Annotated in this window: 25 protein-coding genes; 6 read left to right on the forward strand and 19 right to left on the reverse strand. The window is 66.1% G+C overall.

Going from position 1 to position 26,245, the window contains the following annotated elements:
* Positions 1-193 precede the first annotated feature (193 nt).
* The 6 genes from C8J98_RS10030 to gltX all read right to left on the reverse strand — a co-directional run bounded on the left by C8J98_RS10030 (position 194) and on the right by gltX (position 4,285).
* Positions 194-361, reverse strand: coding sequence for a 30S ribosomal protein THX (locus C8J98_RS10030; RefSeq protein ID WP_107913073.1), 168 nt, complete (start codon positions 359-361; stop codon positions 194-196).
* 84 nt (positions 362-445) lie between these two features.
* Positions 446-1,411 carry a cation diffusion facilitator family transporter gene (locus C8J98_RS10035; RefSeq protein ID WP_107913074.1) on the reverse strand — a complete coding sequence of 322 codons (966 nt, stop codon included), beginning with the start codon at positions 1,409-1,411 and terminating at the stop codon, positions 446-448.
* 36 nt (positions 1,412-1,447) lie between these two features.
* Complete coding sequence (locus C8J98_RS10040; RefSeq protein ID WP_107913414.1) at positions 1,448-1,906, reverse strand: MerC domain-containing protein; 459 nt, start codon at positions 1,904-1,906, stop codon at positions 1,448-1,450.
* Positions 1,907-2,066: 160 nt separating this feature from the next.
* The gene (locus C8J98_RS10045) at positions 2,067-2,540 is read right to left on the reverse strand and encodes a transcriptional repressor (protein ID WP_107913075.1); all 474 of its coding nucleotides are present in this window, start codon (positions 2,538-2,540) and stop codon (positions 2,067-2,069) included.
* 40 nt (positions 2,541-2,580) lie between these two features.
* Positions 2,581-2,889 (reverse strand): hypothetical protein, encoded by a 309-nt coding sequence (locus C8J98_RS10050; RefSeq protein ID WP_107913076.1) that lies wholly within the window; start codon positions 2,887-2,889, stop codon positions 2,581-2,583.
* Positions 2,882-4,285: a glutamate--tRNA ligase gene (gltX, locus tag C8J98_RS10055; protein ID WP_107913077.1), complete on the reverse strand. Its 1,404-nt coding sequence runs from the start codon at positions 4,283-4,285 to the stop codon at positions 2,882-2,884. Before gltX ends, C8J98_RS10050 begins: the two co-directional genes overlap by 8 nt.
* Positions 4,286-4,418: 133 nt before the next feature.
* On the opposite strand from gltX, the gene C8J98_RS10060 reads away from it, so the two are divergent.
* Both C8J98_RS10060 and C8J98_RS10065 read left to right on the forward strand, forming a co-directional pair.
* Positions 4,419-5,579: a glycosyltransferase family 1 protein gene (locus C8J98_RS10060; RefSeq protein ID WP_107913078.1), complete on the forward strand. Its 1,161-nt coding sequence runs from the start codon at positions 4,419-4,421 to the stop codon at positions 5,577-5,579.
* A complete protein-coding gene (locus C8J98_RS10065; protein WP_107913079.1) occupies positions 5,551-6,093 on the forward strand; it encodes a phosphatase PAP2 family protein in 543 nt (180 codons plus the stop codon). Before C8J98_RS10060 ends, C8J98_RS10065 begins: the two co-directional genes overlap by 29 nt.
* 789 nt (positions 6,094-6,882) lie before the next feature.
* Here the strand turns inward: C8J98_RS10065 and accD are convergent.
* The 13 genes from accD to C8J98_RS10130 form a co-directional block, all read right to left on the reverse strand.
* On the reverse strand, positions 6,883-7,761 hold the full coding sequence (gene accD, locus C8J98_RS10070; RefSeq protein WP_107913080.1) for an acetyl-CoA carboxylase, carboxyltransferase subunit beta: 879 nt from the start codon (positions 7,759-7,761) through the stop codon (positions 6,883-6,885).
* 37 nt (positions 7,762-7,798) lie between these two features.
* A complete protein-coding gene (trpA, locus tag C8J98_RS10075; RefSeq protein ID WP_107913081.1) occupies positions 7,799-8,599 on the reverse strand; it encodes a tryptophan synthase subunit alpha in 801 nt (266 codons plus the stop codon).
* Positions 8,599-9,810 carry a tryptophan synthase subunit beta gene (trpB, locus tag C8J98_RS10080; RefSeq protein ID WP_107913082.1) on the reverse strand — a complete coding sequence of 404 codons (1,212 nt, stop codon included), beginning with the start codon at positions 9,808-9,810 and terminating at the stop codon, positions 8,599-8,601. The genes trpA and trpB overlap by 1 nt, the downstream gene beginning before the upstream one ends.
* A gap of 10 nt (positions 9,811-9,820) precedes the next feature.
* Positions 9,821-10,432, reverse strand: coding sequence for a phosphoribosylanthranilate isomerase (locus C8J98_RS10085; RefSeq protein WP_107913083.1), 612 nt, complete (start codon positions 10,430-10,432; stop codon positions 9,821-9,823).
* Positions 10,429-11,196: a tRNA pseudouridine(38-40) synthase TruA gene (gene truA / locus C8J98_RS10090; protein ID WP_107913084.1), complete on the reverse strand. Its 768-nt coding sequence runs from the start codon at positions 11,194-11,196 to the stop codon at positions 10,429-10,431. Before truA ends, C8J98_RS10085 begins: the two co-directional genes overlap by 4 nt.
* Before the next feature lie 222 nt (positions 11,197-11,418).
* Complete coding sequence (locus tag C8J98_RS10095; RefSeq protein ID WP_107913085.1) at positions 11,419-13,884, reverse strand: FimV/HubP family polar landmark protein; 2,466 nt, start codon at positions 13,882-13,884, stop codon at positions 11,419-11,421.
* A 168-nt stretch (positions 13,885-14,052) separates the two neighbouring features.
* A complete protein-coding gene (locus C8J98_RS10100) occupies positions 14,053-14,343 on the reverse strand; it encodes a hypothetical protein (protein ID WP_107913086.1) in 291 nt (96 codons plus the stop codon).
* The gene (locus tag C8J98_RS10105; RefSeq protein WP_107913087.1) at positions 14,343-15,371 is read right to left on the reverse strand and encodes an aspartate-semialdehyde dehydrogenase; all 1,029 of its coding nucleotides are present in this window, start codon (positions 15,369-15,371) and stop codon (positions 14,343-14,345) included. Before C8J98_RS10105 ends, C8J98_RS10100 begins: the two co-directional genes overlap by 1 nt.
* A gap of 31 nt (positions 15,372-15,402) precedes the next feature.
* Positions 15,403-16,401 carry a D-glycerate dehydrogenase gene (locus tag C8J98_RS10110; protein WP_107913088.1) on the reverse strand — a complete coding sequence of 333 codons (999 nt, stop codon included), beginning with the start codon at positions 16,399-16,401 and terminating at the stop codon, positions 15,403-15,405.
* On the reverse strand, positions 16,394-17,509 hold the full coding sequence (gene aroC, locus C8J98_RS10115; protein ID WP_107913089.1) for a chorismate synthase: 1,116 nt from the start codon (positions 17,507-17,509) through the stop codon (positions 16,394-16,396). The genes C8J98_RS10110 and aroC overlap by 8 nt, the downstream gene beginning before the upstream one ends.
* 18 nt (positions 17,510-17,527) lie before the next feature.
* The gene (prmB, locus tag C8J98_RS10120) at positions 17,528-18,448 is read right to left on the reverse strand and encodes a 50S ribosomal protein L3 N(5)-glutamine methyltransferase (protein ID WP_107913090.1); all 921 of its coding nucleotides are present in this window, start codon (positions 18,446-18,448) and stop codon (positions 17,528-17,530) included.
* Positions 18,449-18,600: 152 nt separating this feature from the next.
* Entirely contained in the window at positions 18,601-20,727 is a 2,127-nt protein-coding gene (locus tag C8J98_RS10125) for a phospholipase C, phosphocholine-specific (RefSeq protein WP_107913091.1), read from the reverse strand.
* Positions 20,728-20,735: 8 nt separating this feature from the next.
* A complete protein-coding gene (locus C8J98_RS10130; RefSeq protein ID WP_107913092.1) occupies positions 20,736-21,527 on the reverse strand; it encodes an inositol monophosphatase family protein in 792 nt (263 codons plus the stop codon).
* 170 nt (positions 21,528-21,697) lie between these two features.
* Between C8J98_RS10130 and C8J98_RS10135 the strand changes: the two genes are divergently transcribed.
* The 4 genes from C8J98_RS10135 to C8J98_RS10150 are packed head-to-tail and all read left to right on the forward strand — an operon-like array spanning position 21,698 to position 26,129.
* A complete protein-coding gene (locus C8J98_RS10135; RefSeq protein WP_107913093.1) occupies positions 21,698-22,699 on the forward strand; it encodes an ABC transporter substrate-binding protein in 1,002 nt (333 codons plus the stop codon).
* 28 nt (positions 22,700-22,727) lie between these two features.
* Positions 22,728-23,729: an ATP-binding cassette domain-containing protein gene (locus C8J98_RS10140; RefSeq protein ID WP_107913415.1), complete on the forward strand. Its 1,002-nt coding sequence runs from the start codon at positions 22,728-22,730 to the stop codon at positions 23,727-23,729.
* Entirely contained in the window at positions 23,726-25,384 is a 1,659-nt protein-coding gene (locus C8J98_RS10145; protein ID WP_158272670.1) for an ABC transporter permease subunit, read from the forward strand. The genes C8J98_RS10140 and C8J98_RS10145 overlap by 4 nt, the downstream gene beginning before the upstream one ends.
* Positions 25,374-26,129, forward strand: coding sequence for a DeoR/GlpR family DNA-binding transcription regulator (locus C8J98_RS10150; protein ID WP_107913095.1), 756 nt, complete (start codon positions 25,374-25,376; stop codon positions 26,127-26,129). Before C8J98_RS10145 ends, C8J98_RS10150 begins: the two co-directional genes overlap by 11 nt.
* Positions 26,130-26,245 lie beyond the last annotated feature (116 nt).

The following is a 26,245-nucleotide window of genomic DNA, read 5'->3' on the forward strand; positions in this document are numbered from 1 at the left end:
CGCAGGCCACATAAGACATGGGCCGCGAAGCGGTCTTCCGAACCGAGCGCGGAGGACTGTCTGAGCAGCGAGGGTGGGCACCGAAGGCTCTGCGCTGCTACGTCACCGAACGCAGCGACGTCCCCGGAATTCCGCGATGAACCAACAAAAAGCCCCGCAATGCGGGGCTTCTCATCTCACGCTACAAAGGCAATCAAGCCTTCTTGCGCGGGGCCGCCTTCTTGGCAGCGGCAGCGGCCGGCTTTGCGGCGGCCGGCTTTGCAACGGCTGCACCGCTGACAACGTCAACGTGCGGACGAGCATTGCCATAGCTGGAACGGTTGATCTTGCCGCGACGAGTGCGGCGATCGCCCTTGCCCATGGGAAACTCCTTGATTCTGAAAAATGAAGAGGAACGGCCGGCCATCGTATCAGCGGCGGCGCAAATGGCAAGCCTGAGGGCTGTTCAGTGAACGCGCTGGCTGCCCTTGCCGCAGCCTTCGAGCTCGTCCGGACAGGGGCCCGGGTCGAACTGGACGGTGACATGGCCCACCTGCCAACGCTCGACCAGCATGGTCTTGATGGCGGTGAGACAGCGCGACTGATCCGCGCCGGGCCTCAGTTCGGCATGCAGCGTGGCCATCCGCGCGCCGGCGGTGACCTGCCAGACATGCACGTGATGGATGTCCAGGATGTTCTCATCGGCCTCGCGAAGGCCCTTTTCGATGTCGACCAGATGCACGCCCTCAGGCGTGCCCTCCAGCAGGATATGGCCCGAGCGACGCAGCAGCGACCACGCGCTGCGCAGGATCAGCAGCGAAACCAGGATCGACAGCAGCGGGTCCGCCCATAGCCAGCCCGCCCAACGCACGGCGAGCGCAGCGAGCACCGCGGCCACCGAGCCAAGCAGGTCGCCGAGGACATGCAGGCTCGCGCCTGCGATATTCACGTCGTCGGGGTCGTGTCCATGCAGCGTGCGCAGCACCACCACGTTGGCCACCAGGCCAATCACCGCCACCACCAGCATCACGCCGGAGAGAATGGGCTGCGGATCGAACAGGCGCTGCACGGCCTCCACAACGATGAAGGCGACCAGGGCGAACTGGGTCAGCGCATTCACGAAGCCGGCAAGCACCTCGATGCGGCCGTAGCCGAAGCTACGCCTCGCGTCGGCGGGCCGGGCGGCGAAACGTGCACCGAGGAAGGCGAGCAACAGGGCCAGTGCGTCCACCAGCATGTGACCGGCGTCGGCCAGCAGGGCCAGCGATCCGGAGACCAGGCCACCGGCCGCTTCCACCACCAGCATGAGCAAGGTCAGGACGAAAGCGAACAGCAGCTTCTTCTCGCTGCTCCCTTCGGAGTGGCTGTGGCCGTGCGCGTGCACCTCACCGTGCGAATGGCCGGCGTGGGCGTGGGAGTGGTCGTGTGCCATGCGCAAAGGCTAGGTAATCGTGCCGCGGTTACACAATCACGGGTGCGCGCAGGACGGGCCGTGGATATGGCCCGCGTGCTCACTGCGGTCCACCCGCAGGTTGACGAAATGCGCCGAGGCCAGCAGGAAACCGCCGCAGGTGACAAGCACGCTATGGACGATAAGCGAGTCGCTGTGCAGGAAAGTCACGCCCAGCACCAGCAGCATCAAGCCCGGTGTCGCCAGGACCAACGGCAGGCGGCGGCGATGCCGGCGGAAGCCAGAAATGAGTGCCGCACTGGCCAGAACGCAGGCAAATGCCACGAAACCGGTTTCGAAGCGGTGATCGGCCAGGAAAGAAAGGCCGAGTACGGGCAGCAGGGCCAGCACGAACGGCAGCGCGGCACAGTGGATCGCACACAGGAACGACGCCAGCGCACCGACCCGATCGGCCGCATGCCACCAACGGCGGGGCGTTTCGGGATCGACGGGGGATTCGATGGGGAAATCGGTCATGGGATACATAGCGTGACTTCTTGCACGGGTGCAGGCAAGCAATGCTACTTTATAACATTCCGAAAGCCAAGAAAAACAGGACTCCCCGTAGGAGCCGCTTCAGCGGCGATAACCAGATTGCCCCACCCCATCGCCGGCATCGCCGGCTCCTACAAAAAGCCTAGCGGCAGTTCTTGCAGATACCGTGAACTTCCAGGGTCTGCGCCTGCGGACGGAACCCCAGGGCCTTGGCCTGCACTTCGATCAGCTCCGCGACGCGCTCGTCGCAGACCTCCTGCGCGCACTGACACTTATCGCAAATCAGGAAAGGCACCTGGTGCGACTCGGCCGGATGATGGCAGGACACGTACGCGTTTATCGACTCGAGTTTGTGGATGAAGCTGTTCTCAAGAAGGAAGTCGAGCGCCCGGTAGACCGTCGGCGGCGCGGCATTGCCGTGCTTCTCACGCAGCCGGTCCAGAAGGTCGTAGGCCTTAACGGGCTTGCCCGCACTCGCCACCAGCTCAAGGACTTCACGACGCAATGGAGTCAGCCTCAGGCCGCGCTCGTTTGAGGCATGCTCGACCGCCGCGACAAAGCTTCGCGCGTCGTCGTGGTGCTCGTGATCGTGTCGGTGGGCAGCGTGCGTGGTCACATCGAAATCCTCGTGTGCGTCAGTCTAACATGAGGCCACGTCAGCGCTTTTTCGAGCCCGGAAGGGGCGGAGGCAGCGGGCCGCCCCCGGGTGACTGTGAAGGCGGGACCCGCTTTGGCATGAAGGGAACGACCCAGCCGAACGGGCCCAGCACCAGTGCCGCGACGATGCCCGCCATGGTCCTGCCCCGCCACCAGCCCAGCAGCGCGCCGACCACGACGAAGAAGACCTGCCAGGCAATCAGGTTCCACCAGGGCACCAGCCCCATCAGATTGCTGAAGATGCGCAGGGACGCAGCAGGGTCATCGGGATCGACGCCCTGCATCGCCCTGGCGAGGAGCTCATCCACGCGAGCGGGCGAGTGCCTCGTCGATACGCGAGATGGCGCCCTCGCGTCCGGCCAGGTAAATGGTGTGCTCGATCGAGGGCGAGACCTGAGTGCCCGTCATCGCCACACGCAGCGGCGCCGCGACCTTGCCCATGCCCAACTCCAGTGAAGCGGCCACGCGCTCCACCGCACCGTGGATAGCTTCCGGCGTCCACTCAGGTAGCGAGACCATTTCCGCTTTCGCCGCATCGAGCGCGGCCGCCGCCGTCTCTGTGCGCAGGTGCTTCTCGACGGCCTTGTCGTCCCACTCGACGATCGGGCCGTACCAGATCTTCGCGCGCTCGGCCATTTCCTTGAACGTCTGCACGCGGTCGCGCAGCGCGACGACGACATCCGCCGGATTCGGGCCCTTCGACGCGTCGATGCCGGTCTTCTCCAGGTGCCAGGCCAGCTCCGGACCGAGCAGGGCCGGGTCATCCGTCTTCAGGTAGTGCTGGTTGAGCCAGGAAAGCTTGGTCACATCGAAACGCGATGCCGCCTTGTTGACGTCGGCAACGTCGAACAGGGTCTTCATTTCGTCGACCGAGAAGATCTCCTTGTCACCATGCGACCAGCCCAGACGAACCAGATAGTTGAGCAGTGCGTGCGGCAGGAAACCGTCGTCGCGATACTGCATGACGCTCACTGCGCCGTGGCGCTTGGACAGCTTCTGGCCATCCGGACCGAGAATCATCGGCAGGTGCGCGAACTCGGGCACGGTCGCACCGAGCGCCTTATAGATATTGATCTGGCGCGGTGTGTTGTTGACGTGGTCATCGCCACGGATCACTTCCGTGATACCCATGTCGATGTCGTCGACGACCACGGCGAAGTTGTAGGTCGGGAAGCCGTCCGAACGGAAGATGACGAGGTCGTCGAGCTCTTCGTTGGACCACTCGATGCGTCCCTTCACCTTGTCCTCGAAAACGACGCTACCGGCGGCCGGATTCTTGAAACGGATCACCCGGTTTGGATCGTCGCGCATCGCCTCGTTGCGATCGCGGTAGTAGCCGTTGTAACGGGGCTTCACACCGGCCGCCATGGCGGCGTTGCGCATGGCCTCGATTTCTTCCTTGGTCTCGTAGGCGTAGTAGGCCTTGCCCTCACGCAGCAGCTGATCGGCCACTTCGCGGTAGCGGTCCATGCGAAGCGTCTGGTAGTACGGACCCTCGTCATGCACCAGGCCGAGCCAGGACATGCCGTCGAGGATGGCCTGCACGGCCTCCTGGGTTGACCGCTCGCGGTCGGTGTCCTCGATTCGCAGCACGAACTCGCCGCCGCGGCGGCGGGATTCCAGCCAGCAATACAGCGCGGTGCGGGCGCCGCCGATATGCAGGTAGCCGGTAGGACTGGGAGCGAAGCGGGTACGGACGGTCATCGTGTAGGTCGTTCGGCAGGCAAGACCGCGATTTTAACCCAGCCCCGCTGTCATATGCCGGTCATGCCCCGATAACCGCCCGGACACGCCATTGCGCGAGCATGCGTCAAGCCAGGCCAGAAGGGGCACCGCCATGCGAATCGGCATCGTCACCGAGACCTACGCACCGGACGTCAACGGCGTAGCCATTACCGTCCAGGCGCTTGCCCGCGGACTCGTCCGGCGGGGCCACGCGGTCGACCTCATCCGGCCGATCCACCCGGATACGTCGCCACTGGCCGACGCGGGTATGGATGTTCTCGCGGTTGAAGGTGCCGCCCTGCCGCGGTATTCCAGCCTCCGCTTCGGCCTCCCTGCCCGCTTCCGCATCGAACGACGCTGGCGCGCGGACCGCCCTGACGCGATCTACGTGGCGACGGAAGGCCCGCTCGGCTGGACCGCTGTCAGCGCTGCCCGTCGGCTCGGCATTCCCGTCGCCACCGGCTTCCACACCCGATTCGACTTCTACGTGGGCCACTACGGCTTCGGCGCGCTGACGCCTTTCGTACGTCGTTACCTCGCCCGCTTCCATCGCCGGGCGCAGACCACTCTGGTGCCGACCGGCCAGCTCGCCGGCGAGCTCAACGACCTCGGCGTTCATGACGTACGCGTCCTGCGCCGCGGCGTCGACACCGCGCGCTTCCACCCGGAGCGTCGCGACGAGGCCCTGCGTGACAGCTGGGGTGCCGGTACCGACGCGCCGGTGGTGCTCAGCGTCGGCCGCGTCGCGCCGGAGAAGAATCTCCACGTGGTGATCGACGCATACCGCGCGCTCGCGCGTCGGGTACCTCAGGCGCGTTGCGTCATCGTCGGCGACGGTCCGGGCCGGGCGGCACTCGAAGCGGCCAACCCGGATGTGATCTTCGCCGGGACGCGTCGGGGTGATGAACTAGCCGCGTATTACGCCAGCGCCGACCTCTTCGTCTTCCCCAGCCTCACGGAAACCTTCGGCAACGTCGTACTCGAGGCGATGGCGTCCGGCATACCCGTCGTTGCGTACGCGGAAGCCGCCGCGCGCGAGTTCATCCGCAATGGCCAGAACGGCATTCGCGTCGCGCCTGGCAACGAAGGCGGCCTCATCGAACGCGCCGCCACCCTCGGCGCGGATGCCACGGTACGCATGGCCATGGGGCACGCCGCGCGTGCCTCCGTCGCCGGCCTCTCATCCGAGTCGGTCGTCAACGAGTTCGAAACCATCATGCAATCCCTTTCCGAGGAGAGCGTCCATGAGCGCAGCACCGCCGTCGCCGCGTAGGGCGAACCTCGACCGCCGCATGTGCGTCGCCGCCAATCGCTGGGGCGCACGCCGGGCCATCGGCATCTTCTTCGGCGCCATTAGTCGACTGGGCGACGGCGTCTTCTGGTACTCGCTGATGACCGTTATCGCCCTCGTCGGCGGCTGGCATGGTGTCGCTGTCGCCGTCCAGATGGCCGTGACCGGCCTGACCGCGCTGATGCTCTACCGCGTCCTCAAGCGCTGGACGCGCCGTCCGCGCCCGTTCCGCACCTGCCCCGGCGTGATCGCCCACGTGCCGCCACTCGACGAGTTCAGCTTCCCCTCCGGCCACACCCTGCAGGCCGTTGCGTTCACCGTTGTCGCCGTCGCGCACTACCCGATCCTCGCGCCCTTCCTCATCGGCTTCGCCGCGCTCGTCGGTGCCTCGCGCGTGGTGCTCGGCCTGCATTATCCGAGCGACGTACTGGCTGCGACGGTGATCGGTGCGGGCCTTGGCACGCTGTCGCTGTGGGCGGAACGCGTGCTGGTCTAAAAAGAACGGTCCATCGTGGATTACCGGGCCCGGGCGCCCGGCTTTCAGCCCGGGCATTCTTTACCTCGCACATGGCTCGCCGTCGGCCTCGCGGGGCTCTGCTGCGCCATCGCTCTTTACACTCGGGCGCTTCGCGGGGGAGACCTTGGTGCCCACCCTCGCTGCTCAGACAGTCCTCCGCGTTCGAGAAGGAAAGACCGCTGACGCGGCCCATGTATCTATCTGGCCTACGGCCGCTCCACTTGTGCGGAACTCGCCTCGAGGGTGGACACCAAGGTCTCTCACGACGATACGGTTGAGTGGAAGGAGAGCCGTGGCGTGGCGCCGTCGTCGGCCCCGTCGGCTCCCGGAACACCAGGGCGAAGCGGACGCGGTTGCGCTACCCGGTTGCCGAACACCTTCCTCGCGCCTTTGCCTGCGTGCCTGTGTGCCTGCCGGCGATGCGGCCGCTCGCTCTGGCTCGACCCACGCGAACCTCAGGGCTCGGGAGAGCCTTCGGTGCCCACCCTCGAGGCGAGTTCCGCACAAGTGGAGCGGCCGTAGGCCAATAAGAACACGGGCCGCGCAGCGGCCTTTCCGCTACGAAACGCGGAGGACTGTCTGAGCAGCGAGGGTGGGCACCGAAGGCTCTGCGCTGCTACGTCCACGCCCGCAGCGACGTCCCCGGAATTCCGCGATGAACCTAAAAAAAGCCCGACCTGAGTCGGGCTTGCTTGCTCGGCGATAGCACGCTGTTGCGGCGAAAGGTTTTGGCAACGTGGATGTCGCCGCTAAAGCGGCTCCCACATATCACGCCGCGGCGCGCGGCGCCTTTTCCATGATGCCGAGCATCGCGCCGAGCTTGTCGCGCATTTCGCGGCGGTCGACGATGACGTCGATGGCGCCGTGCTCGACGAGGAAGTCGGGACGCTGGAAGCCTTCGGGCAAGGTCTCACGCACCGTCTGTTCGATGACGCGCGGACCGGCGAAGCCGATCAGGGCCTTCGGCTCGGCAACATTGATGTCACCCAGCATGCCCAGACTGGCCGACACGCCACCGGTGGTCGGATGCGTGAGTACCGAGATGTACGGCACGCCGGCGTCGCGCATACGCGCCAGCGCAGCCGAGGTCTTCGCCATCTGCATCAGTGAGAACAGGCCTTCCTGCATGCGTGCGCCACCAGTGGCGGCGAAGCAGACCAGGGCACTGTTTTCGGCCAGGGCGCGCTCCGCGGCGCGGGCGAACTTCTCGCCGACCACTGAGCCCATCGAGCCGCCCATGAAGGCAAACTCGAACGCCACCGACACCACCGGACGATCCAGCAGGCGGCCGGACATCGCGATGAGCGCATCCTTCTCGCCCGTAGCCTTCTGCGCCGCGGCGACGCGGTCCTTGTACTTCTTCTGGTCCTTGAACTTCAGCGCGTCGACCGCTTCCATCTTCGCCCACAGCTCGGTGGTGCTGCCTTCGTCGAAGAATGCATTCAGGCGGACACGCGCGCTGATCGCATGGTGGTGGCCGCACTTGGGGCAGACCATCAGCGATTTTTCGAGCTCCGGCTTATAGAGGACGGTGCCGCAACCGGCACACTTTTCCCACACGCCTTCAGGCACCTTGCCCTTGTTGTCGCCGGCCGCGCGCTGCTGCGCGCGGGTCTTCGGCGTCATGATTTTCTGCAGCCAGTTCATCGTTCTCTCCGTGGATCCGTTCTAACGCAACGGCCGTTCAGCGCGCGTCGAGCGCAGCGCGGATCGGCGCGAGGAAGTCATGTGCCCTGCCGGCGAGGTCGTCCGCCGAGGTCGCGCCGGAGAGGCGATCGACCAGGGCGCTGCCGATGACCACGGCGTCGGCGAAGGCGCCAATCGCCACGGCACTTGCCGCGTCGCGGACACCAAAACCGACGGCCACCGGAGCCTTCGACCGGGCCCGGATGCCTGCTACGCGCTCGGCGATGTCGCCGGTGCTCAGCTGGGCCGCGCCGGTGATGCCAGCGAACGACACATAATACAGGAAGCCCGCGGCGGCCTCGCTCAGGGCGGCAAGGCGCTTCTCGGTCGTGGTCGGCGAGGCCAGGAGAATCTGGTCGAGACCGACAGCCCGGAGTGGCTCGAGCACGTGTGACTCCTCCAGCGGACAATCCACCATCAGCACGCCATCGACACCCTTTTCAACGGCATCTTCAGCGAACTCCGCGTAACCATACATCTCGACCGGGTTGAGATAGCCCATCAGGACAATGGGCGTTTCGTTGTCTGTCTCACGGAATGCTGCGACCCAGGCCAGCACGTTATGCAGGCCGACGCCCCTGGCGATGGCCCGCTCACTGGCGTGCTGGATGACCGGACCGTCGGCCATCGGATCGGAGAACGGCACGCCGAGCTCGATCAGATCGGCACCTGCGGCGACCAGGGCGTGCAACATCGGCACGACGGCGTCGGGCAGCGGATCGCCGGCGGTAACGAAAGGAATCAGTCCCGTGCGGCCAGCGGCCTTCAGCGCCGCGAAACGGCGTTCGATGCGGCTCATCAGAGTTCGATCCCTTCACGCTCGGCAATGGTGTGCACGTCCTTGTCGCCACGCCCGGAGAGGTTGGCGAGCACCAGGCCGTCTTTGGGTAGTTCGCGCGCGAGCTTGATCGCCTGGGCAACGGCGTGACTCGACTCCAGCGCGGCGAGGATGCCCTCGGTGCGCGCCAGCAGATGGAAGGCTTCGAGCGCCTCGTCGTCGGTGATGCCGACGTAGTCGGCACGGCCGGCGTCCTTCAGGAAGGCGTGTTCGGGGCCTACACCGGGGTAGTCCAGGCCAGCCGACACCGAATGCGTCTCGACAATCTGGCCGTTCGCATCCGATAGCACATAGGTGCGGTTGCCGTGCAACACGCCCGGCTTGCCGGCAGTCAGCGAGGCGGCATGGCGGCCGGTTTCGATGCCGTCGCCGGCGGCTTCGGCGCCCACCAGGCGCACATCGCGGTCGTTGAGGAACGCGTGGAAGATACCGATCGCGTTGGATCCGCCGCCGACACTGGCCGTGATCACGTCCGGGAGGCGCCCGAACTGTTCGAGTACCTGCTCGCGCGCTTCGCGGCCGACGATGGCATTGAAGTCGCGAACCATCTGCGGATACGGGTGCGGACCGGCCACCGTGCCGATGATGTAGAAGGTGTCGGCGACGTTGGTGACCCAGTCGCGCATCGCTTCGTTGAGCGCGTCTTTCAGGGTCTTCGAGCCGGAGGTGACCGGCACGACTTCCGCACCGAGCAGGCGCATGCGGTAGACGTTGATCTTCTGTCGCTCGATATCCACCGCGCCCATGTAGACCACGCACTTCAGGCCCATGCGCGCGGCGACCGTCGCGCTGGCCACGCCATGCTGGCCGGCACCGGTCTCGGCGATGATCCGCGTCTTGCCCATGTGCCGGGCGACGAGAGCCTGGCCCACGGTGTTGTTGATCTTGTGCGCGCCGGTATGGTTCAGGTCTTCACGCTTGAGCAGGATGCGAGCGCCACCGACGTGCTTCGACAGCCGCTCGGCGTGGTACACCGGGCTGGGGCGACCGACGTAATACTTGAGGTCGCGATCGAGCTCGGCGATGAACGCGGGATCCGTGCGCAACTTCTCGTAGGCGGCGGTCAGCTCGGCGAGCGGCTCCATGAGCGTCTCAGCCACGTAGATGCCGCCGTAGTCGCCGAAGCGCCCATGCGCATCCGGATAGGCGTGGAAATCCGCAATCTCGGTCATTGCCTTCTCGTTATCGTCGTACAGCAGAAATGAAGCGTTCCATCTTAGCCCGATCCTTGATGCCGGGCGACGACTCGATACCGCTGGAGACGTCCACCGCCCAGGGTTGCGCCACGCGAATGGCCTCGGCCACGTTGTCCGCGGTGAGGCCGCCGGCGAGGATCAACGGTTGCGCAAGATCCTTCGGCATCAGGGCCCAGTCGAAGCGCTGGCCACTGCCGCCCGGTTCGCCGAGGCCATGGCCATCAAGGAGCAGACCGGCCGCTTGCGGATACCCATGCAGATGTTCGAGCGCGGCTTCGCCCTCACCCATCGCGATGGCCTTCGTGTACCGGACGCCGTATGCGGCGCACTCCTGGTCGGTTTCACCACCGTGAAACTGAAGCATGTCGGGGCGCAACACACGCAGTACTTCCTCGATGTAGGCAGGTTCGTCGTCCATCACCAGCGCCACGGTCGTGACATAGGGTGGCACGGCGTCGCGCAGGCGCGCCGCCGCCCCAGGTTCGACGAAGCGCTTGCTCCGGCGTGTCATGACGAAACCGATCGCGTCGACGCCGAGGCGCGCAGCCAACTGCACATCCTCCAGGCGCGTGAGCCCACAGAACTTGATCCGGGTCATAACGTCACCTCCGGCGGCAGACCCCAGTGGGCTTCATAGAGCGGCCCGAGGAAGGTCAGGCCCTCCGCGGGCGCGGTGGCACCGGCCACCTCGCGATCGCGGCCGGCAAGCAGTTCGGCCATCCAGCGGACGTCCTCCTCGCCACGACCGATCCGCAGCAGCGAGCCGACGATGTTGCGCACCATGTGATGGAGGAAGGCATTCGCCTCGATCTCCACCACGACGTGGACGTCTTCGCGAAACACGCGGATGGAGCGCACGTTGCGGCGCGCGTGCACCGCCTGGCAGGAAATGGCCCGGAAGGCGGAAAAGTCGTGCTCGCCGACGATCGCCTGCGCCGCCTGGTTCATCACCTCGGCGTCGATCTGGCGACGCTCCCAGGCAACGAAACGCGCATCGAGCGCGGGCCGGACGAAGCGCGGCAGGATGCGATAGCGATAGCGACGTGCCCGCGCGGAAAAACGCGCATGGAAGTCGTCCGGCACAGGTTGCGCCCAGGTCACTGCCACCGTATGTGGCAGGTTGGAGCACGCGCCGAGAATCCAGCCGCGCAGGTCGCGAACCACGTCGGTGTCGAAGTGCACCACCTGGCAACGTCCATGCACGCCCGCGTCGGTGCGCCCGGCGGCGGTCACCTCGATCGGGGTGTGAGCGACGAAGCTGAGCGCCTGCTCCAGCGAACCCTGCACGGTTTTCGCATGACTCAGCCGCTGCCAACCGAAGAAATCGGTGCCGTCGTATTCGACGCCAAGGGCAATACGCATGGGGCGGTTCGTTGCGGTGGAAACGGTAAAGGGTAGCACCCTGGGTAGGGCGGCACCCAATGTGGGAGCCGCTTCAGCGGCGATAGCAGGTTGCGGCATCCCCCATCGCCGGCATAGCCGGCTCCTACAAAAAAAAGCCCCGGGGTGGCCGGGGCTTCTGTTTAGTGCTCGCCGATGAATCGGCTCCTACAAGGGCATCGCCGATGAATCGGCTCCCACAGGTCAGACGATGTCGTTGAGGATTCGCTTGGCCGTGTCTTTCTGCATCTGCGTGCCTTCGGAAATCACTTCGTCCAGCATCAGGCGGGCGCCTTCGGCGTCACCCATGTCGAGGTAGGCGCGGGCCAGGTCGAGCTTGGTGTCGACCGGGTCGTCGCTGAAGCTTTCCGGGTTGTGATCGGCGATCGGCTCTTCGTCGGCGAAGGTCGGTTCGTCGAAACGCGGGAGGTCGTGGGCGGATTTCGCAGCCGCTTCGGTCTCCTCGTTGAACGACCAGGACGAAGGCTCTTCAGCGAACGGAACCGGCTCGATCGCACCGTGCTCGTTCGAACCATGCGCCGGAACCTCGGTGTAGAGGGAGTCCGGAGCATCGGCGTCGAACACATCCGTTGCGTTGGGTCGACGGTCGGCCTCGGCGCGCTGCACCGGGGTCAGGTCGAAGTTGAAGTGGTATTCGCTGTGCTTCTGCGGCGTCGGTGTCGCCGGGCGATCATCCTCGTCCGGGCTGGTCACGTACGTGCCCAGGTCGAACTGTTCCAGCGCAGCGGATTCGTCGGCCGCATGCACGTGGCCCGGCTCGTAGTGGTCGTATGGCTCGTCGATCTCGTCCACGGGCACGCCGCCGAACAGAGGATGGCTGGGAGCGAGGTCTTCACCCATCGTGACCACGTCGCGCCATTCCGGCTGCTCGGGATCGGCGACGTGGGCGAACATCGCCTCGGCGGCAGCCTCGAAGTGCTCGACGTCGCGGCGGCCGTAATACAGGCTCACCAGCTCAAGGTGCAGCCCGATGTCGTCCGGGTGCTCGGCCAGGGCGTCGAGAATCTCGCGCTGGTCCTGGTCCATCGCATCGGTGTGGCCGAAGGTGTCGAAGTTCGGCTCACGACCGAAGCGATCCGCCAGCGAGGTGGCGGCCGGACCGGCCAGGGCCGGCTTCTTCTTGCGCCCGAACACGGCAGCCACCAGGAGCAGGAGAATGACGATCGCGCCGCCGCCCCAGGCCCAGGTCTGCAGGTACCACGGATCCTCTTCCACTACCGGTGCCGGGGTCGGCTTGTTCACGGGGCGCTTGGCGACCGATGCTGGCGTTGCCGGCGCGGCGATCGGCGTCGTGACGACGGCAGGAGCCTGTGCGGTGGCGGCATGGGCAGGCACGACCGGCGTCGCCGCCACGGCGGCGACCGTTGAAGCCGCGGCCGGCGCAGGCGCCGGCGCGTTGACAGGAGCGGCGACCGGCGTTGCGGCCGCGACCGGAGCCGGTGCAGGCGCAGCCGCTGTGGCGGCGGTCGCGGGCTGACCCGCGGCCTTGCGCGTCTCGGCCAGCTTGCGCTGGAGCTCGGCGATTTCCGAGTCCTTCAGGCTGATCAGGCGCTGGTTCTTGCTGTTGATTTCTTCGAGGTCGCCCAGACGCGATTTCAGTTCGGCGCCCTGCTGCTTGAGCGAAGCGACGGACTCCTGAGAGGTCGTCAGCTCCTGCTTCAGGCCGGCCACCTGGGCGTCGCCCTTGCCGTCCTTCGTGCCCGCGCGAGTGGAAGCGGCGTCGCCGCCCTCCTTCGAGGGGACAATGGCCAGGCGGTCGTTGGCGGGAGCGGCAGCCTTGGCCGGAGCCTGTGCCGCACCGGTGGAGGCCGCATCGGCGACGACTGAGGGCGAACGTGTCGTCCCCGAGCGCCACGCCTCGTTCTGGCGGCGCACTTCCGTGAGGGCGGCCGCGGCCGACTGGGCCTGGACGTCGTCAGCGGAAGGCATGCGCAGCACCGCGCCGGTCTTCAGCGCATTGATGTTGTCGCGGTAGAAAGCGTCCGGATTGGCCTTGTGCAAGGCCAACAGGACCTGATTGAGGTCGCCGCCGTTCGTGTGGTCGCGCGCGATCGTCGACAGGTTCTGGCCACGCTGCACCGTGACCGAGCTGTCGCCGGCACCCGACGGAGCCGCCGCGGCGCGGGCCGCAGCCGGCGTCGATTCACTACGCGAAGGCCGTGACTCGCTGTGCGCAGGCACGCGGGAGGGCACATCGGACGTGCGCGATGGCCTGGCCGCAGGCACGCTGGCCGTGATGCCGGCCGTCGAGGACGGCGTACCCGGCGGATCGAGCAGCATCGTGATCTCACGGACGACCTTGTTACCGTCGGTGGAGACCTCGACGAGGAAATCGAGATAGGTGTCGCGCACCGGTGCCGTGCTGGTCACTTTGATGACCGGCTGGCCGCTGGCGTTCTTGCCCACTACGAAGGTGAGCGCGACAGGCAGGCCACCGCGGTTCAGGCCCGCGCGTGAGAACGCCTCTTCCGAGGCGAGGGTGACATGGACGTTATCGGTCTTGCCCGACAAGCCATTCAATGGGATTTCAGCTACCAGCGGCTGGTCCATGGTCGAGCGCACCTGGACTTGGCCCAGGTCCTGCGCCAGGGCATGACCGCCCCCCGTGGCAAGCGCCAGCATGATCGACAGCTTCAACGTACGGTTCATCACTCGCTTCCCCCGAACTAATACCATGCTGACGGCACGCCTCTTTCGGGCGGTCGGCCGCGAAGGCGCCACTGTAGTGCACCCCAGCAACAACTAACAATAGCGAGTACGGGCAGTTACGCGACAACGTTGAGTCGGTCGCGAGGCCTGTACACGCCCCCTTACGTGTTATGGCTTGCGCTGGGCGTCCAGCTCGCGCTCGAGTTCGGCGATTTTCCGGTCCCGGTCGTCCAGCTGGCGGCCTGCGGCTTGCGTATCGGACTCGAGTGCGTCGACCCGGGCCTTGAGATGCCTGACGTTGGCGTCCTCGGCCTGGGCCTCCCCGTGCACCGCTGCCACCTTTGCGCGGGTGGCGGCGGCCGGGTCGGCGTGCGCCGCCTTCGTCTGGGTTTGCTGCGCGGCCATCGCCAGGGGCGAGGACACGACGAACAGGCAGGCGATGGCGACGCGATGGTTCATTACAGATAGTCCTCGATCAGGATCTCCGCGATCTGCACGGCGTTCAGAGCCGCACCCTTGCGGATATTGTCGGCCACGACCCACAGGTCCAGGCCGCGTTCGTGGGAAATGTCTTCGCGGATGCGGCCAACGAAGACCGGATCCTTGCCGGCGGCATCGCCGACCGGGGTCGGGTAGCCACCTGGCTTGCGCTCGTCCTTCACGACCAGACCCGGGGTCTGTTCGAGCAGCTCGCGCGCGCGTTCGGCCGTGATCTTCTCGCGGGTCTCGATGTGCACGGCTTCCGCGTGACCGTAGAAGACCGGTACGCGAACGGCGGTCGGATTCACCTGGATCGAAGGATCCTCGAGGATCTTCCGGGTCTCCCAGACCATCTTCATTTCTTCCTTGGTGTAGCCGTTGGGCTGGAAGTCGTCGATCTGCGGGATCACGTTGAAGGCGATCTGTGCCGGGAACTTCGAGTTCTCCACCGGCTGGAAATTGAGCATCTGGGCCGTCTGCTTGCCCAACTCTTCCGCGCCGCTGCGACCCGCGCCCGACACCGACTGGTAGGTGGCGACGTTGATCCGCTCGATGCCTGCCTCGCGATGGATCGGGGCCAGGGCCACCAGCATCTGCATGGTCGAGCAGTTCGGGTTGGCGATGATGCCGCGCACCGTGTAGTCGACGATCGCGTGCGGATTGACCTCGGCCACCACCAGGGGAATATCGTCCTGGTAGCGGAATTCGGAGGTGTTATCGATCACCACGGCACCGGCCGCGGCAGCGCGCGGCGCATGCTCCCGGCTGACCGAACCACCCGCGGAGAAGAAGGCGATGTCCACGCCTTCGAAGTCGTATTTGGCGAGATCCTGGACGACATAAGGTTTTCCGGCGAAGTCGACTGTGCCGCCCGCCGAGCGCTCGCTCGCCAGGGGTACCAGTTCGCTGATCGGGAAATCCCGCTCGGCGAGGATCGAAAGGAGGGTTTCGCCGACCGCGCCGGTCGCACCCACCATGGCCACCTTGTAACTCGTCTTCTTGCTCATTTTCGCTTTCGTCAGGGCGTGGAAAAACAGGTCAGCTGGCGTCGGCCAGCACACCCGGATTGATGATCGTGGGTGGCCGCCCGGCGTGAGGACCATGTCCGAACGCAGCCAGCACATTGTCCACAGCCAGCGCCGCCATATCGCGACGTGTGTCGCGACTTGCGCTGGCGATGTGCGGACTGAGCACGATATTTTCGATTTTCAGCAGGTCAGGGTGGACCGAAGGCTCGCCTTCGAACACATCCACGCCTGCCGAGGCGATAGTGCCGGCGGCCAGGGCACGGGCCAGCGCGGCATCGTCGACGATGCCGCCGCGGGCGATATTCACCAGCACGGAGGTCGGCTTCATCGCCTTCAGCTCGGCCTCGCCGATGCTATGGCGGTTTTCCGGCGTGTACGGCAGCACCAGGATCAGGTGATCGGACTGGGCCAGCAGGCTGGCCTTGTCGACGTAGGTCGCCGCGCATTCGCGCTCGAGCGCGGCATCGAGCCGCGAGCGGTTGTGATAGATGACCCGGGCCCGGAAGCCGGCCGCGCGGCGGGCAATGGCCTGGCCGATACGGCCCATGCCGAGAATGCCGATGGTCTTGCCGTGCACGTCTGCGCCCAGCCAGCCTTCGAAACGCGAGCCATGCCACTGGCCATCGCGCAGCCAGCGCTCGGCCTCGCCCACCCGGCGGGCAGCGGCAAGCATGAGCGCCCAGGCGTAGTCGGCCACGGTCTCGTTGAGCACGTCCGGCGTGTTGGATGCACCCACGCCGCGCTTCGTCAGGGCGTCGATGTCCAGGTTGTTGTAGCCGACGCCCAGGTTGGCCACGAAGCGCAGCTTCGGCGCCCCTTCGAGCACCTTGCCGTCGATCTTGTCGGCGAGGCCGACGATGGCGGCGTCGCTGTTGGCGAGGCGCTCGGCCAGCTCGGCGGCGGAGAACGCGCGTTCCTCAGCCTCGGCGTGCACGTCGAAATGATCACGCAGGCGGTCGATGATGTCGGGGAAGAACGGCCGGGAGATCCAGACCCTCGGCTTAATCATGCGAAGTCCCCTGTAGCGTGCCGGGGATCCGTGGCGGTACGACGCCCACGTCGCCGCACTGCGCACGGTGGCGAAGCGCCTGGTCCATCAACACGAGGGCGAGCATGGCCTCGGCGATCGGCACGGCACGAATGCCCACGCACGGATCGTGGCGCCCCTTGGTGACGACCTCGGTTGGCTCCCCTGCCCGGTCCACGCTTCGGCCGGGAATGAGAATGCTGGAGGTCGGCTTGAACGCCATGGAGACGACGACGGGCTGGCCCGAGGCGATGCCGCCGAGAATCCCGCCCGCGTGATTGGAGAGGAAACCGTCGGCGGTCATCTCGTCGCGGTGCTGGCTGCCACGCTGGGCCACGGCGGCGAAACCGTCGCCGATCTCCACGCCCTTCACCGCGTTGATCGACATCATCGCGGCGGCGAGTTCGCCGTCGAGCTTGCCGTAGATCGGCTCGCCCCAGCCGGCCGGAACGTTGTCCGCGATCACGGTGACCCGCGCGCCAACGGAGTCGCCCGACTTGCGCAGCGCGTCCATGTAGGTCTCGAGTTCGGGAATCTGCGCGGCATCCGGCCAGAAGAACGGGCTGGTCTCGATGGCTGCCGGGTCGAAGCCGCGGGGCACGACGTCACCGATCTGGGAGACATGGCCGCGAACGCTCACGCCGTAACGTTCGGCCAGCCATTTCTTGGCCACGACACCGGCGGCGACGCGCATGGTCGTCTCACGCGCCGACGACCGACCGCCACCGCGCGGGTCGCGCACGCCGTACTTCTGCCAGTAGGTGTAGTCGGCGTGGCCAGGGCGGAAGGTATCGAGGATGTTGCCGTAATCCTTGCTGCGGGCATCCGTATTACGGATGAGCAAGGCGATCGGCGTACCGGTGGTGACGCCCTCGTAGACCCCCGAAAGGATCTCGATGTCGTCCGCCTCGCGGCGCTGCGACGTGTGCCGCGAGCGTCCGGTGGCGCGGCGCTCGAGATCGGCGCGGAACTCACCGGCCTCGAGTGCCAGGCCGGGAGGACAGCCGTCGATCACGCACCCGATCGCCGGGCCGTGGCTTTCGCCGAACGTGGTGACGGAGAGGAGCTTGCCGAACGTATTGGAGGACACGATGCTTCCGGTAGGGGTTTAGTTTCTCGCGGCGCGCGCAGCGGAGATGTCACGGGCATGCTCGAGCAGGTCGCGACGCTCCAGCGCGAAGATACCCATCTGCCCGACCTTGAACTCCAGCCAGACGAAGGGCAAGCGCGGCAGGAGCGCGACCAGTGCATGCTCGCTATCGCCCACTTCGACGATCAGCAGGCCATCTTCGCTGAGATGGTCGGCGGCTTCGTCGAGGATGCGCAGCGTGATGTCCAGTCCATCATCGCCTGATGTCAAACCGAGGACAGGTTCATGGCTGTATTCGGCCGGCATCGCGGCATATTCGTCATTAGTCACGTACGGCGGGTTGGAGACGATGAGGTCGTAGACCACGCCCTTCACGCCGGCGAAGAGGTCCGACTTGATCGCCCTCACGCGGTCTTCGGCGTGCTGGTAGGCAATGTTCTCGTTGGCCAGCGAGAGCGCGTCGTCGCTGACATCGACCAGGTCCACCTGCCAGTCCGGGTTGTATTCGGCCATGGCGATGCCGATGCAGCCCGAGCCGGTGCAGAGATCGAGCGCGCGTTCCACGTGGCGGTCGTCCAGCCACGGGGTGAAGCGGCTCTCGATGAGTTCGGCGATGGGCGAGCGTGGCACGAGCGCACGGCGGTCGCTCTTGAACTTGAGGCCGGCGAACCAGGTCTCGCCCACCAGGTAGGCCACCGGCACGCGCTCGGCGACGCGTCGTTCGATCAGGGCGAGGACCTTTTCACGCTCGTCGGACACCAGTTTGCCCGTGCCATAGGCCGGCGGCAGGTCGGGCGGCAGGTGCAGCGCGGCCAGGACCAGGTGCGTGGCCTCGTCGATCGGATTGTCGTGGCTATGCCCGAAGGTCAGGCCGGCGGCCGAGAAACGGCTGGCGCCGTAGCGGATGAAATCGATGATGGAGGACAGTTCGCTGGTCACGGGCTGGGGCTTTCGGTATGGCTGGCTCGTGAGTATACCGTCAGCCCCGTGTGGGAGCCCCAGCTCTGCGTGGGAGCCGCTTCAGCGGCGATCGCCAGGTTGCCGCGACCTCATCGCCGGCATAGCCGGCTCCCACAGGAGCGCCTCATCAATCAGCTGGGGGCCCCCGGATCACTCGTGGCCGGTCGGCCATCCTCGTGATGCCCAGCGAACCGTCGCAGGTAGCGAGGGGCGTCTGGCGTCGTGATCGCGATGTCGTACCAGCCCGCGCTGGAGACCAGGTCGAGGGTAAGCGTCTGGCTCGCGCCGGGCGCCAAGGTCACGGACTGCGTCTGGCTGCGGACGTAGGCATTGGCAATGCGGCAAGCCATAGGCGCCGTGCCCCGGTTGCTCAACACCACGTCGACGGCACGGGCGCCAGCAAGACCGCGAACGCTCGCCTCGATCGCATCGCCCGCAAACCCGCGCATGGCGGCGAGATAGCCGTTCGGGCCATGGATACGCCGGTTGTACGCGTCGCCGGCACTCGCGAGCTTCCAGTCGTCGACGATGCTGGCGCCGGCGCTGACGGCGTAGCGCCGCGGCGGGGCTTCCCGGTCCAGGCCGTCATAGACGAGGAAAGCCGCACCACACGTCCCTGAATTGGCAAAGGCGATACGGCTCCTGCCTCCCTCGAGGCGGTGTTCGACGGTCCATGCGTAGCCGAGCGCACGTGCCGGGCGCACGCCGGGCTCCTGCATAGGCATTGCTTGAGACGATGGAATGTTGATGGGCGCCTTGCCAGCCGAGCCTTTGGGCAAAGCAATCGTCGGCACACGATGATCGGTCGTGCCGGCGAAGTCGAAGGCACTCGTGAGGTCGCCGCAGATCGACCGACGCCAATTGCTGATGTTGGGCTCGTCGACACCGAAGCGCCTGCCGAGGAAACGCAGCACCGAGGTGTGATCGAAGGTTTCCGAGCACACCCAGCCGCCACGGGTCCAGGGTGAGACGACGATCATCGGCACGCGATTGCCGAGGCCCACGGGCTGTTCTCCGCCGGGATCGCTGCCGGGCACCAGGGGCGCGACGATTCGCAGATGGGCATCGAGGTCCATGATTTCGTCGGCGAGACCCGCGACCAGATCGTCCGAAACGACGCCTTCGCCGCCTTGCCCGCTCTCCAAGGGCGGCGCAGGTGGAACCACGTGATCGAAGAAACCGTCGTTCTCGTCGTAGTTGAGAAACAGCACGGTGCGGCCCCACACCTTCGGGTTCGCCGTAAGTGCGTCGAGCACGCTACGGATGTAGAACGCGCCATCCGCAGGCGACGAGGTCGGGTGCTCGCTGAATTTGTACGGCGCGACGATCCAGCTCACCTGCGGCAAGCGATCGTGCCGTACGTCCTCGCGGAGTTCGCGCAGCGTATGCGTGGAAACACCGTTGCGGACGAGCGAGCCGGTGGGGTCGGCACCCTCCTTCACCTGGAACTTCGCGAAGAACTCCAGCGAGTTGTCGGTGTAGTTGTCCGTCGGCGACCCCGGCTCGCCGGTGCCGCCCTGGTAGACACGCCAGCTCACGCCCGCCTTTTCCAGCCGTTCCGGATACGTCGTCCATGTATAGCCGTTGGCGTCGGCACGTTCTTCGCTGCCCGGACCGTTCGCCTTGGTACCGAGGCGACCCGACGGATCGGACGTGCCGCTCCACAAGTAAATGCGATTGATCGCCGTGTCGGCGAGGGCCGAGGCGTGATACGCGTCGCAGACGGTGAACGCATCCGCCAGGGCGTAATGGAACGCGGCGTCCTCGCGACGCAGGTGCGCCATCGTGAGGACGTCCTGCTTCTGTTCGATCCAGCGATCACTGCGTCCCAGGTTCCATGCGCCATGGCCTGTGCTCCAGCCATGGTCGGTGCCTTCGTGATGGTCGCCGCTGGCGTGCGTATCCAGGTGGAATGGATAGACCCAGGCAACATCATCGGCCACGCCACGCGGCTTCCAGTACTTGGTATGCGTCGTCGCGACCGGCTGGCGCCAGATGGGATCGCCGTTGGCCAGTTCCACCACGCGGGGGTCGGCGAAGCCACGTACGCCGCGCAGGCTTCCAAAATAGTGATCGAACGATCGGTTCTCCTGCATGAGGATCACCACGTGAGCCACGTCCGCGATGGTGCCGGTTCGCCGGTCCGGCGCCGTCGCCAGTGCGCGGGCAATGGACGCCGGAAATCCCTGGGCGATCAGCGACGCCGCTACGGTGGCCCCGGCGGCATGGAGGAAACGACGGCGATCGCGGGAAAACATGAAAGGGTTCAGTCCTTGGCGAGCGATTCGATCAGGGCGGCGTGCAGGGCCGGTGTCGCGGCGGCGACCACGCGACCACCGCTGTTCAGGCCGAGCGTACGGCCTTCCCAGTCGGTGATGACGCCACCTGCTGCCTGGACCACCGGCGCGATGGCCAGATAGTCGTACGGCATAAGATTCGCTTCTATCACTGCATCGATATGACCGGACGCCAACATGCCGTAACCGTAGCAGTCGCCGCCGAAGCGGCGGGTATACGCGGCGCGGCTGGTTCGGTCGAAACGCGCCCATTCGTCGGCGGTGAACATGTCGGGCGTCGTGGTGTACAGCGTGGCCGCCTCCAGCGCCGTGCATCCGCTGGTGCGGCACAACGCACCGTTCATCGTCGTGCCGACACCCACATGGCCGATCCAGCGCTCGTCCAGTGCCGGCATGTCGAGGATGCCGAGCATCGGCTTGCCATGACGAAGCAGCGCGAGCAGCGTGCCCCAGAGCGGCCAGCCCGAAATGAAGCTGCGCGTGCCGTCGATCGGGTCGATTGACCAGACGAACTCGGCGTCGATACGGGTCGCGCCATATTCCTCGCCCAGCAGGCCGTGTTCCGGCCAGGCGGTCCCGATACGTTCGCGCAGCATGGATTCCACGCCCCGGTCTACGGCTGTCACGGGGCTCATGTCACCCTTCAGGGTGACGTCGACCGGCTGGCGGAAACGAGGCAACGAGAAGGCGCGTGCATTGTCGGCGATGCCGGTGGCAAACACCTCGAATTCCTTCCGCTCCGCGGCGGACAACGATTCCATCAATGACACTCCTGGGCTGAAAAAAACGTGCGCCATCTAGCGTTTGCACGTTTCGGATTGATGACAAAAACGGAAATTCTCTACTGGACCATATGCCCCATGTTTGCAAATATACCCAAATCGCCACACGGATGTGTCATCTTTCAACCTTGGGGACTGGACCGGCAACCATGCGTGCATACCGCCAAATCGGAAGCGTCCTTGCGCTGCTCGCGGCATGCGGTGCCGTGCGTGCCGGTGACCTCACCGTTTACTCGGCGCTGGAGAGCGACGAGATAGCCATCTATCTCGCGGCGGCGAAGAAGGCCCTGCCGGATATCGATGTCCACGTGCTGCGGCTGTCCAGCGGCGATCTTGCTGCCCGGCTGCTCGCCGAATCCGCGGAACCGCGCAATGACGCGATCTGGGGCATGGCCGTCACCGACATGCTCGACCCACGCATTGCCACCCTGCTGACGCCGGTGCACGGTATCAACATCGACCGCATGCCGGCGAGCTTCCGCGGCAGCGACGCCCGCTGGTTCGCACCCACCGGCTACCTCGCCGCCCTGTGCGTCAACCGCGAAGCACTCGCCGAGCGCGGGCTGCCCATGCCGCATACATGGCGCGACCTGGCCTCCCCGATGTATCGCGGCCAGATCGCCATGCCCGATCCAGCATCGTCGGGGACGGGCTACATGCTGATTTCCTCGCTGTCGGATGCGGGGCGCAATGCGGAAGGCATGCGCCTGGTCACCGACATCGCGCGCAATGTCGGCCAGGAGACCCTCTCGGGGTCGGCACCCTGCAAGCTCGCGCGTATCGGCGAGTTCCCCATTGGCATCTCCTTCGCCTTCTCCGCCATGCAGTCGATTCGCCAGGGTTACCCGGTGACCATGGTGATTCCCAGCGACGGTGCCGGCTACGAACTCGAAGGATCGGCGCTGATGAAGAGCGCCGCCCACGCCGCGGATGCGCAGCGATTCCTCGACTGGACCGCCTCGCCCGACGCCGCCGCGCTGTATCGCGGCTTCAAGGAGATCGTCGCCACGCCAGGAAGCGAACCCACGGACGAACAGCTACGGCAAGGTTTGCCTGCCCATCTCGTCGCGACGCTGCCTGCGCGCGACTTCGCCACCGCGGCGCGTGAACGCGCGGCACTCATTACCAGATTCAAGCAACTGACGCGCTGACGCGTCGGCTGCCGGGGAGACAAGGGGAATGCATCTTCGCATCGATGACATCGGAAAGGCCTGGAGCGGACATACCGTCCTCGACGGTGTGTCGTTCCATGCCGGCGAAAGCGACTTCGTCTGCCTGCTCGGTCCCAGTGGCTGTGGCAAGACAACCTTGTTGCGGATCGTTGCCGGCCTGACGGCTCCCGACAGGGGTCGGATCATTCTCGACGGTAGCGACATCACCGCCCTGCCCGCGCGCGAACGCCGCATGGGCCTGGTGTTCCAGTCGTATTCGCTGTTTCCCGATATGACCGTGGCGGCCAACGTCGGCTACCCCATGCGTTTGCGCGGCGAATCGCCCGCTGCGATCGCCACGCACACCGCCGAATGGCTGGAGCGCGTCGGCCTCGGCACGCTGGCCGCACGTTTCCCCGACCAGCTTTCCGGTGGCCAGCAGCAGCGCGTGGCCCTGGCCCGTGCACTGGCGGCGAACCCGTCGATGCTCCTGCTAGACGAGCCGCTCTCCGCCCTCGACCCCGCCATCCGTGCCCAACTGCGCGGCGAGATCCGAGCGCTGCAGCGCTCGCTCGGCATCCCCACCATCATGGTGACGCACGACCAGGACGAAGCGCTGGCCATGGCCGACACCATCGTCTGCATGAACCAGGGCCGCGTCGAACAGATCGGTACACCGCGCTGCCTCTACGAGAGACCGCGGTCACGCTTCGTTGCCGACTTCATCGGCCACGCCAACCTGCTGCCGACATCGTTCGTGCGCGCGACGCTGCCAACCTTCCTCGAACGCCGGCCACCCGGTGCCGATGCCACGTTCGAACTCTGCCTGAGGCCTGAAGATCTCGTTATCGAAGCCGACCCACGCGGTGAAGGCGTTATCGAAGACATTACCTTCCTCGGCAATCTCGCACGCGCCAACGTCGCATGGCGCGGACGCCGCGTCCTCGCCGAGTTCCCGGGGCGCAGCCCGCTGGTAAGTGGCGAGGCTGTGTCCATCGACGCCGTGCGCGGCGCGTGGGTGAACACGTGAGCAGCATCGTTGCCGTTCGCGCTGTCGCACGTCCGCGCTTGGGCGCGGGCCTGCTACTGGCACTGCCGTTGTCAGGCCTGCTGTTGTTCTTCGTGCAGCCCTTGCTCACCGTGCTCTGGCGTAGCGTCACCGATGCGAAGGGTGCTTTCACCTTCGCCAACTACGCACGCCTCTTCGACGATCCGGGGCTGCCACGCGCGGCGCTGCATAGCCTGAGCATCGGCGTCGCCACCACGTTCACGACGATGGCGTTCGGCCTGTGCCTTGCCATGGCCCTGCACCGCTCGCGCCTGCCAGGCAAGTTCCTGATCCGTGGTGCGCTGCTGCTACCGATGCTCGCACCGTCCCTGGTGCTCGGACTCGGGCTGGTCTGCCTGCTCGGTCGCAACGGCCTGGTCCATCGACTCACCGGCTTGCCGACGGATATCTACGGCTTCTGGGGCCTGCTGATCGCGAACACGCTCTACGGACTGCCCCAGGTCGTCATCATCGTCTCCGCAGCGCTCGAACGCACCCCGGCGCGCCATTACGATGCTGCCGAGTCGATGGGTGCCACACCGTGGCGCCAGTTCATCGACGTGACCGTACCGCGCCTGCGCTTCGCCCTGCTCGCAGCAGCCTTTCTCGTGTTCACTGAAACCCTCACGGATTTCGGCAGTGCCGTGGTCGTCGGTGGCAGCTACCGCGTGCTCGCGATGGAGATCTACAGCGAAGTGGTAGGCCAGCTCGATTTCGCCATGGGCGCCACACTCGGCGTGGTCCTGCTGGCCCCGGCCCTGCTCTCGGTCTGGCTCGGCCGCCTTGCCAAGCGTCGACAGGACAGTGGCGACGCCAGTCCCGGACGCGCGCTGGTGCCTGCCAGGCACGCTTTGCGCGATGCGGCGCTTGGCGCGCTCGCCCTGCTCGCACTGGTACCCGTGGTCGCGGTGGTCGGTACCGTGGCCTATGTGAGCGTCGTGAAGCTGTGGCCCTACGACCGCACGCTGACCCTGGCCAACTACACCGGCGGCATGCCTGACGGTTACGGGCCGGTAGCGACGTCTCTCGGCGTCTCCCTGCTCGCCGCTGTCGTCGGCGTGGTGATGATCTTCGCCTTGTCGGCGGGACTGCGCCGGGCGTCACCGCGCATCGCGCGGCCACTGCAAGTGCTCGCGTCCCTGCCCGCCGCCGTGCCGGGCATGGTGCTCGGCCTGGGCTATGTGCTGACCTTCAACCACGGTGTGTTGTCGAGCTGGTTCTACGGAAGCGCCGCCATCGTCGCGGCCTGCAGCCTCTACCACTACCACGCGCAGGCCTTTCTCACGATGCAGACCGGCATGCGCCAGGTGCCCGATGCACTCGAGGATGCCGTCGCGTCCTTCGGTGGCGATACACGCCACGTGCTGCGCGATGCCGTGCTGCCGTTCGCCATGCCGGCAGCCATCTCGGCCTTCTTCTACCTGTTCATGCGCTCGCTGGTGACCTTGTCGGGCGTGATCTTCCTCGTGACACCGGGCCTGGGTCTCGCGTCCGTCGCCGTCATGCGACTGGATGAAAACGGGTTCCTCGCCCAGGCCGCGGCGTACGCCATGTGCGTCGTCGTGGCCGGCGCGCTTGCCCTCGGGCTGATGCGCCTCCTCCTCCACGTACTCAAGGACCGACGCCATGTGGCATGAAGAAAGGCATACCCGTATCCGCGACCTGCTCCGCACGAGCGGCCAGGTTTCCGTCGAACGCATCGTGACCGAGCTGGGCGTATCGCGCGAAACCATCCGCCGCGACCTGGTCGAGCTTGCCGAGCGTGGCGAGATCCGCCGCGTACACGGCGGCGCGGTGCTCACCGGCGACGAACCGCCGATCGACGTGCGCCATGCGACCCGCGTGCGCGAGAAGCGCGCCATCGCGAAGAAGGTCGCCAGCCTGGTTGAAAGCGGCCAGACCATTTTCATGGACGCCGGCAGCACGATGACCCTCGTTGCCGAGGCGCTCGCCACGCGTAGCGGCCTGACCATCGTCACCAATGCGGTAGACGTCGCCGCGCGCTTCGCCGCACGCACGGGTAACGAGGTGCATCTTCTTGGTGGCCGCTTCAACGCACAGATCGGCTGCACCGGCGGCTCGGGCACCATTGCCGAGATCGCCCGTTATCAGCCGCACCTGGCGATCCTGTCGCCGGTGGGCATCGAGGCGAAAGCCGGTGCCAGCAGTTTCGAAATGGAAGAAGCCGAAATCGCACGAGCCATGTGCGCGAACGCACGCCGCATCGTGATCGCGGCCGACCATTCGAAGATCGGTGTACGCAGTCGCGTTGCCTGGTGTCCCGCAGATCGTATCGACGTACTGGTTACCGACCGGCGCTCGGAGAAGTCGCGCGCGATCGCCGGAATCGCCAAGGCTATCGGCGAGATCGCCTATGCCTGATCGAGCAGGCCCGATCGAACGGGCCTGAAACAACAACGTGCCAGGAAGGCCCTGTTCCGTCCCACCTTTAGATCGATTGAAACCTCACTGTCACGTTCAAAGCCCTTCCGGAGCAT

It is taken from the genome of Luteibacter sp. OK325 (assembly GCF_003050935.1).
Lineage (GTDB): Bacteria > Pseudomonadota > Gammaproteobacteria > Xanthomonadales > Rhodanobacteraceae > Luteibacter.

What these genes read in the sequence shown, in the direction of transcription:
- C8J98_RS10105 (WP_107913087.1), bottom strand. Translation starts at nt 15,371, where the DNA reads ATGAGCAAGAAGACGAGTTACAAGGTGGCCATGGTGGGTGCGACCGGC.
- truA (WP_107913084.1), bottom strand. Translation starts at nt 11,196, where the DNA reads ATGCGTATTGCCCTTGGCGTCGAATACGACGGCACCGATTTCTTCGGT.
- C8J98_RS10035 (WP_107913074.1), bottom strand. Translation starts at nt 1,411, where the DNA reads ATGGCACACGACCACTCCCACGCCCACGCCGGCCATTCGCACGGTGAG.
- C8J98_RS10060 (WP_107913078.1), top strand. Translation starts at nt 4,419, where the DNA reads ATGCGAATCGGCATCGTCACCGAGACCTACGCACCGGACGTCAACGGC.
- C8J98_RS10130 (WP_107913092.1), bottom strand. Translation starts at nt 21,527, where the DNA reads ATGGAATCGTTGTCCGCCGCGGAGCGGAAGGAATTCGAGGTGTTTGCC.
- C8J98_RS10065 (WP_107913079.1), top strand. Translation starts at nt 5,551, where the DNA reads ATGAGCGCAGCACCGCCGTCGCCGCGTAGGGCGAACCTCGACCGCCGC.
- C8J98_RS10140 (WP_107913415.1), top strand. Translation starts at nt 22,728, where the DNA reads ATGCATCTTCGCATCGATGACATCGGAAAGGCCTGGAGCGGACATACC.
- C8J98_RS10040 (WP_107913414.1), bottom strand. Translation starts at nt 1,906, where the DNA reads ATGACCGATTTCCCCATCGAATCCCCCGTCGATCCCGAAACGCCCCGC.
- trpB (WP_107913082.1), bottom strand. Translation starts at nt 9,810, where the DNA reads ATGACCGAGATTGCGGATTTCCACGCCTATCCGGATGCGCATGGGCGC.
- C8J98_RS10085 (WP_107913083.1), bottom strand. Translation starts at nt 10,432, where the DNA reads ATGACCCGGATCAAGTTCTGTGGGCTCACGCGCCTGGAGGATGTGCAG.
- C8J98_RS10125 (WP_107913091.1), bottom strand. Translation starts at nt 20,727, where the DNA reads ATGTTTTCCCGCGATCGCCGTCGTTTCCTCCATGCCGCCGGGGCCACC.
- C8J98_RS10095 (WP_107913085.1), bottom strand. Translation starts at nt 13,884, where the DNA reads ATGAACCGTACGTTGAAGCTGTCGATCATGCTGGCGCTTGCCACGGGG.
- gltX (WP_107913077.1), bottom strand. Translation starts at nt 4,285, where the DNA reads ATGACCGTCCGTACCCGCTTCGCTCCCAGTCCTACCGGCTACCTGCAT.
- C8J98_RS10110 (WP_107913088.1), bottom strand. Translation starts at nt 16,401, where the DNA reads ATGATTAAGCCGAGGGTCTGGATCTCCCGGCCGTTCTTCCCCGACATC.
- C8J98_RS10100 (WP_107913086.1), bottom strand. Translation starts at nt 14,343, where the DNA reads ATGAACCATCGCGTCGCCATCGCCTGCCTGTTCGTCGTGTCCTCGCCC.
- C8J98_RS10135 (WP_107913093.1), top strand. Translation starts at nt 21,698, where the DNA reads ATGCGTGCATACCGCCAAATCGGAAGCGTCCTTGCGCTGCTCGCGGCA.
- trpA (WP_107913081.1), bottom strand. Translation starts at nt 8,599, where the DNA reads ATGAGCCGCATCGAACGCCGTTTCGCGGCGCTGAAGGCCGCTGGCCGC.
- C8J98_RS10150 (WP_107913095.1), top strand. Translation starts at nt 25,374, where the DNA reads ATGTGGCATGAAGAAAGGCATACCCGTATCCGCGACCTGCTCCGCACG.
- accD (WP_107913080.1), bottom strand. Translation starts at nt 7,761, where the DNA reads ATGAACTGGCTGCAGAAAATCATGACGCCGAAGACCCGCGCGCAGCAG.
- C8J98_RS10030 (WP_107913073.1), bottom strand. Translation starts at nt 361, where the DNA reads ATGGGCAAGGGCGATCGCCGCACTCGTCGCGGCAAGATCAACCGTTCC.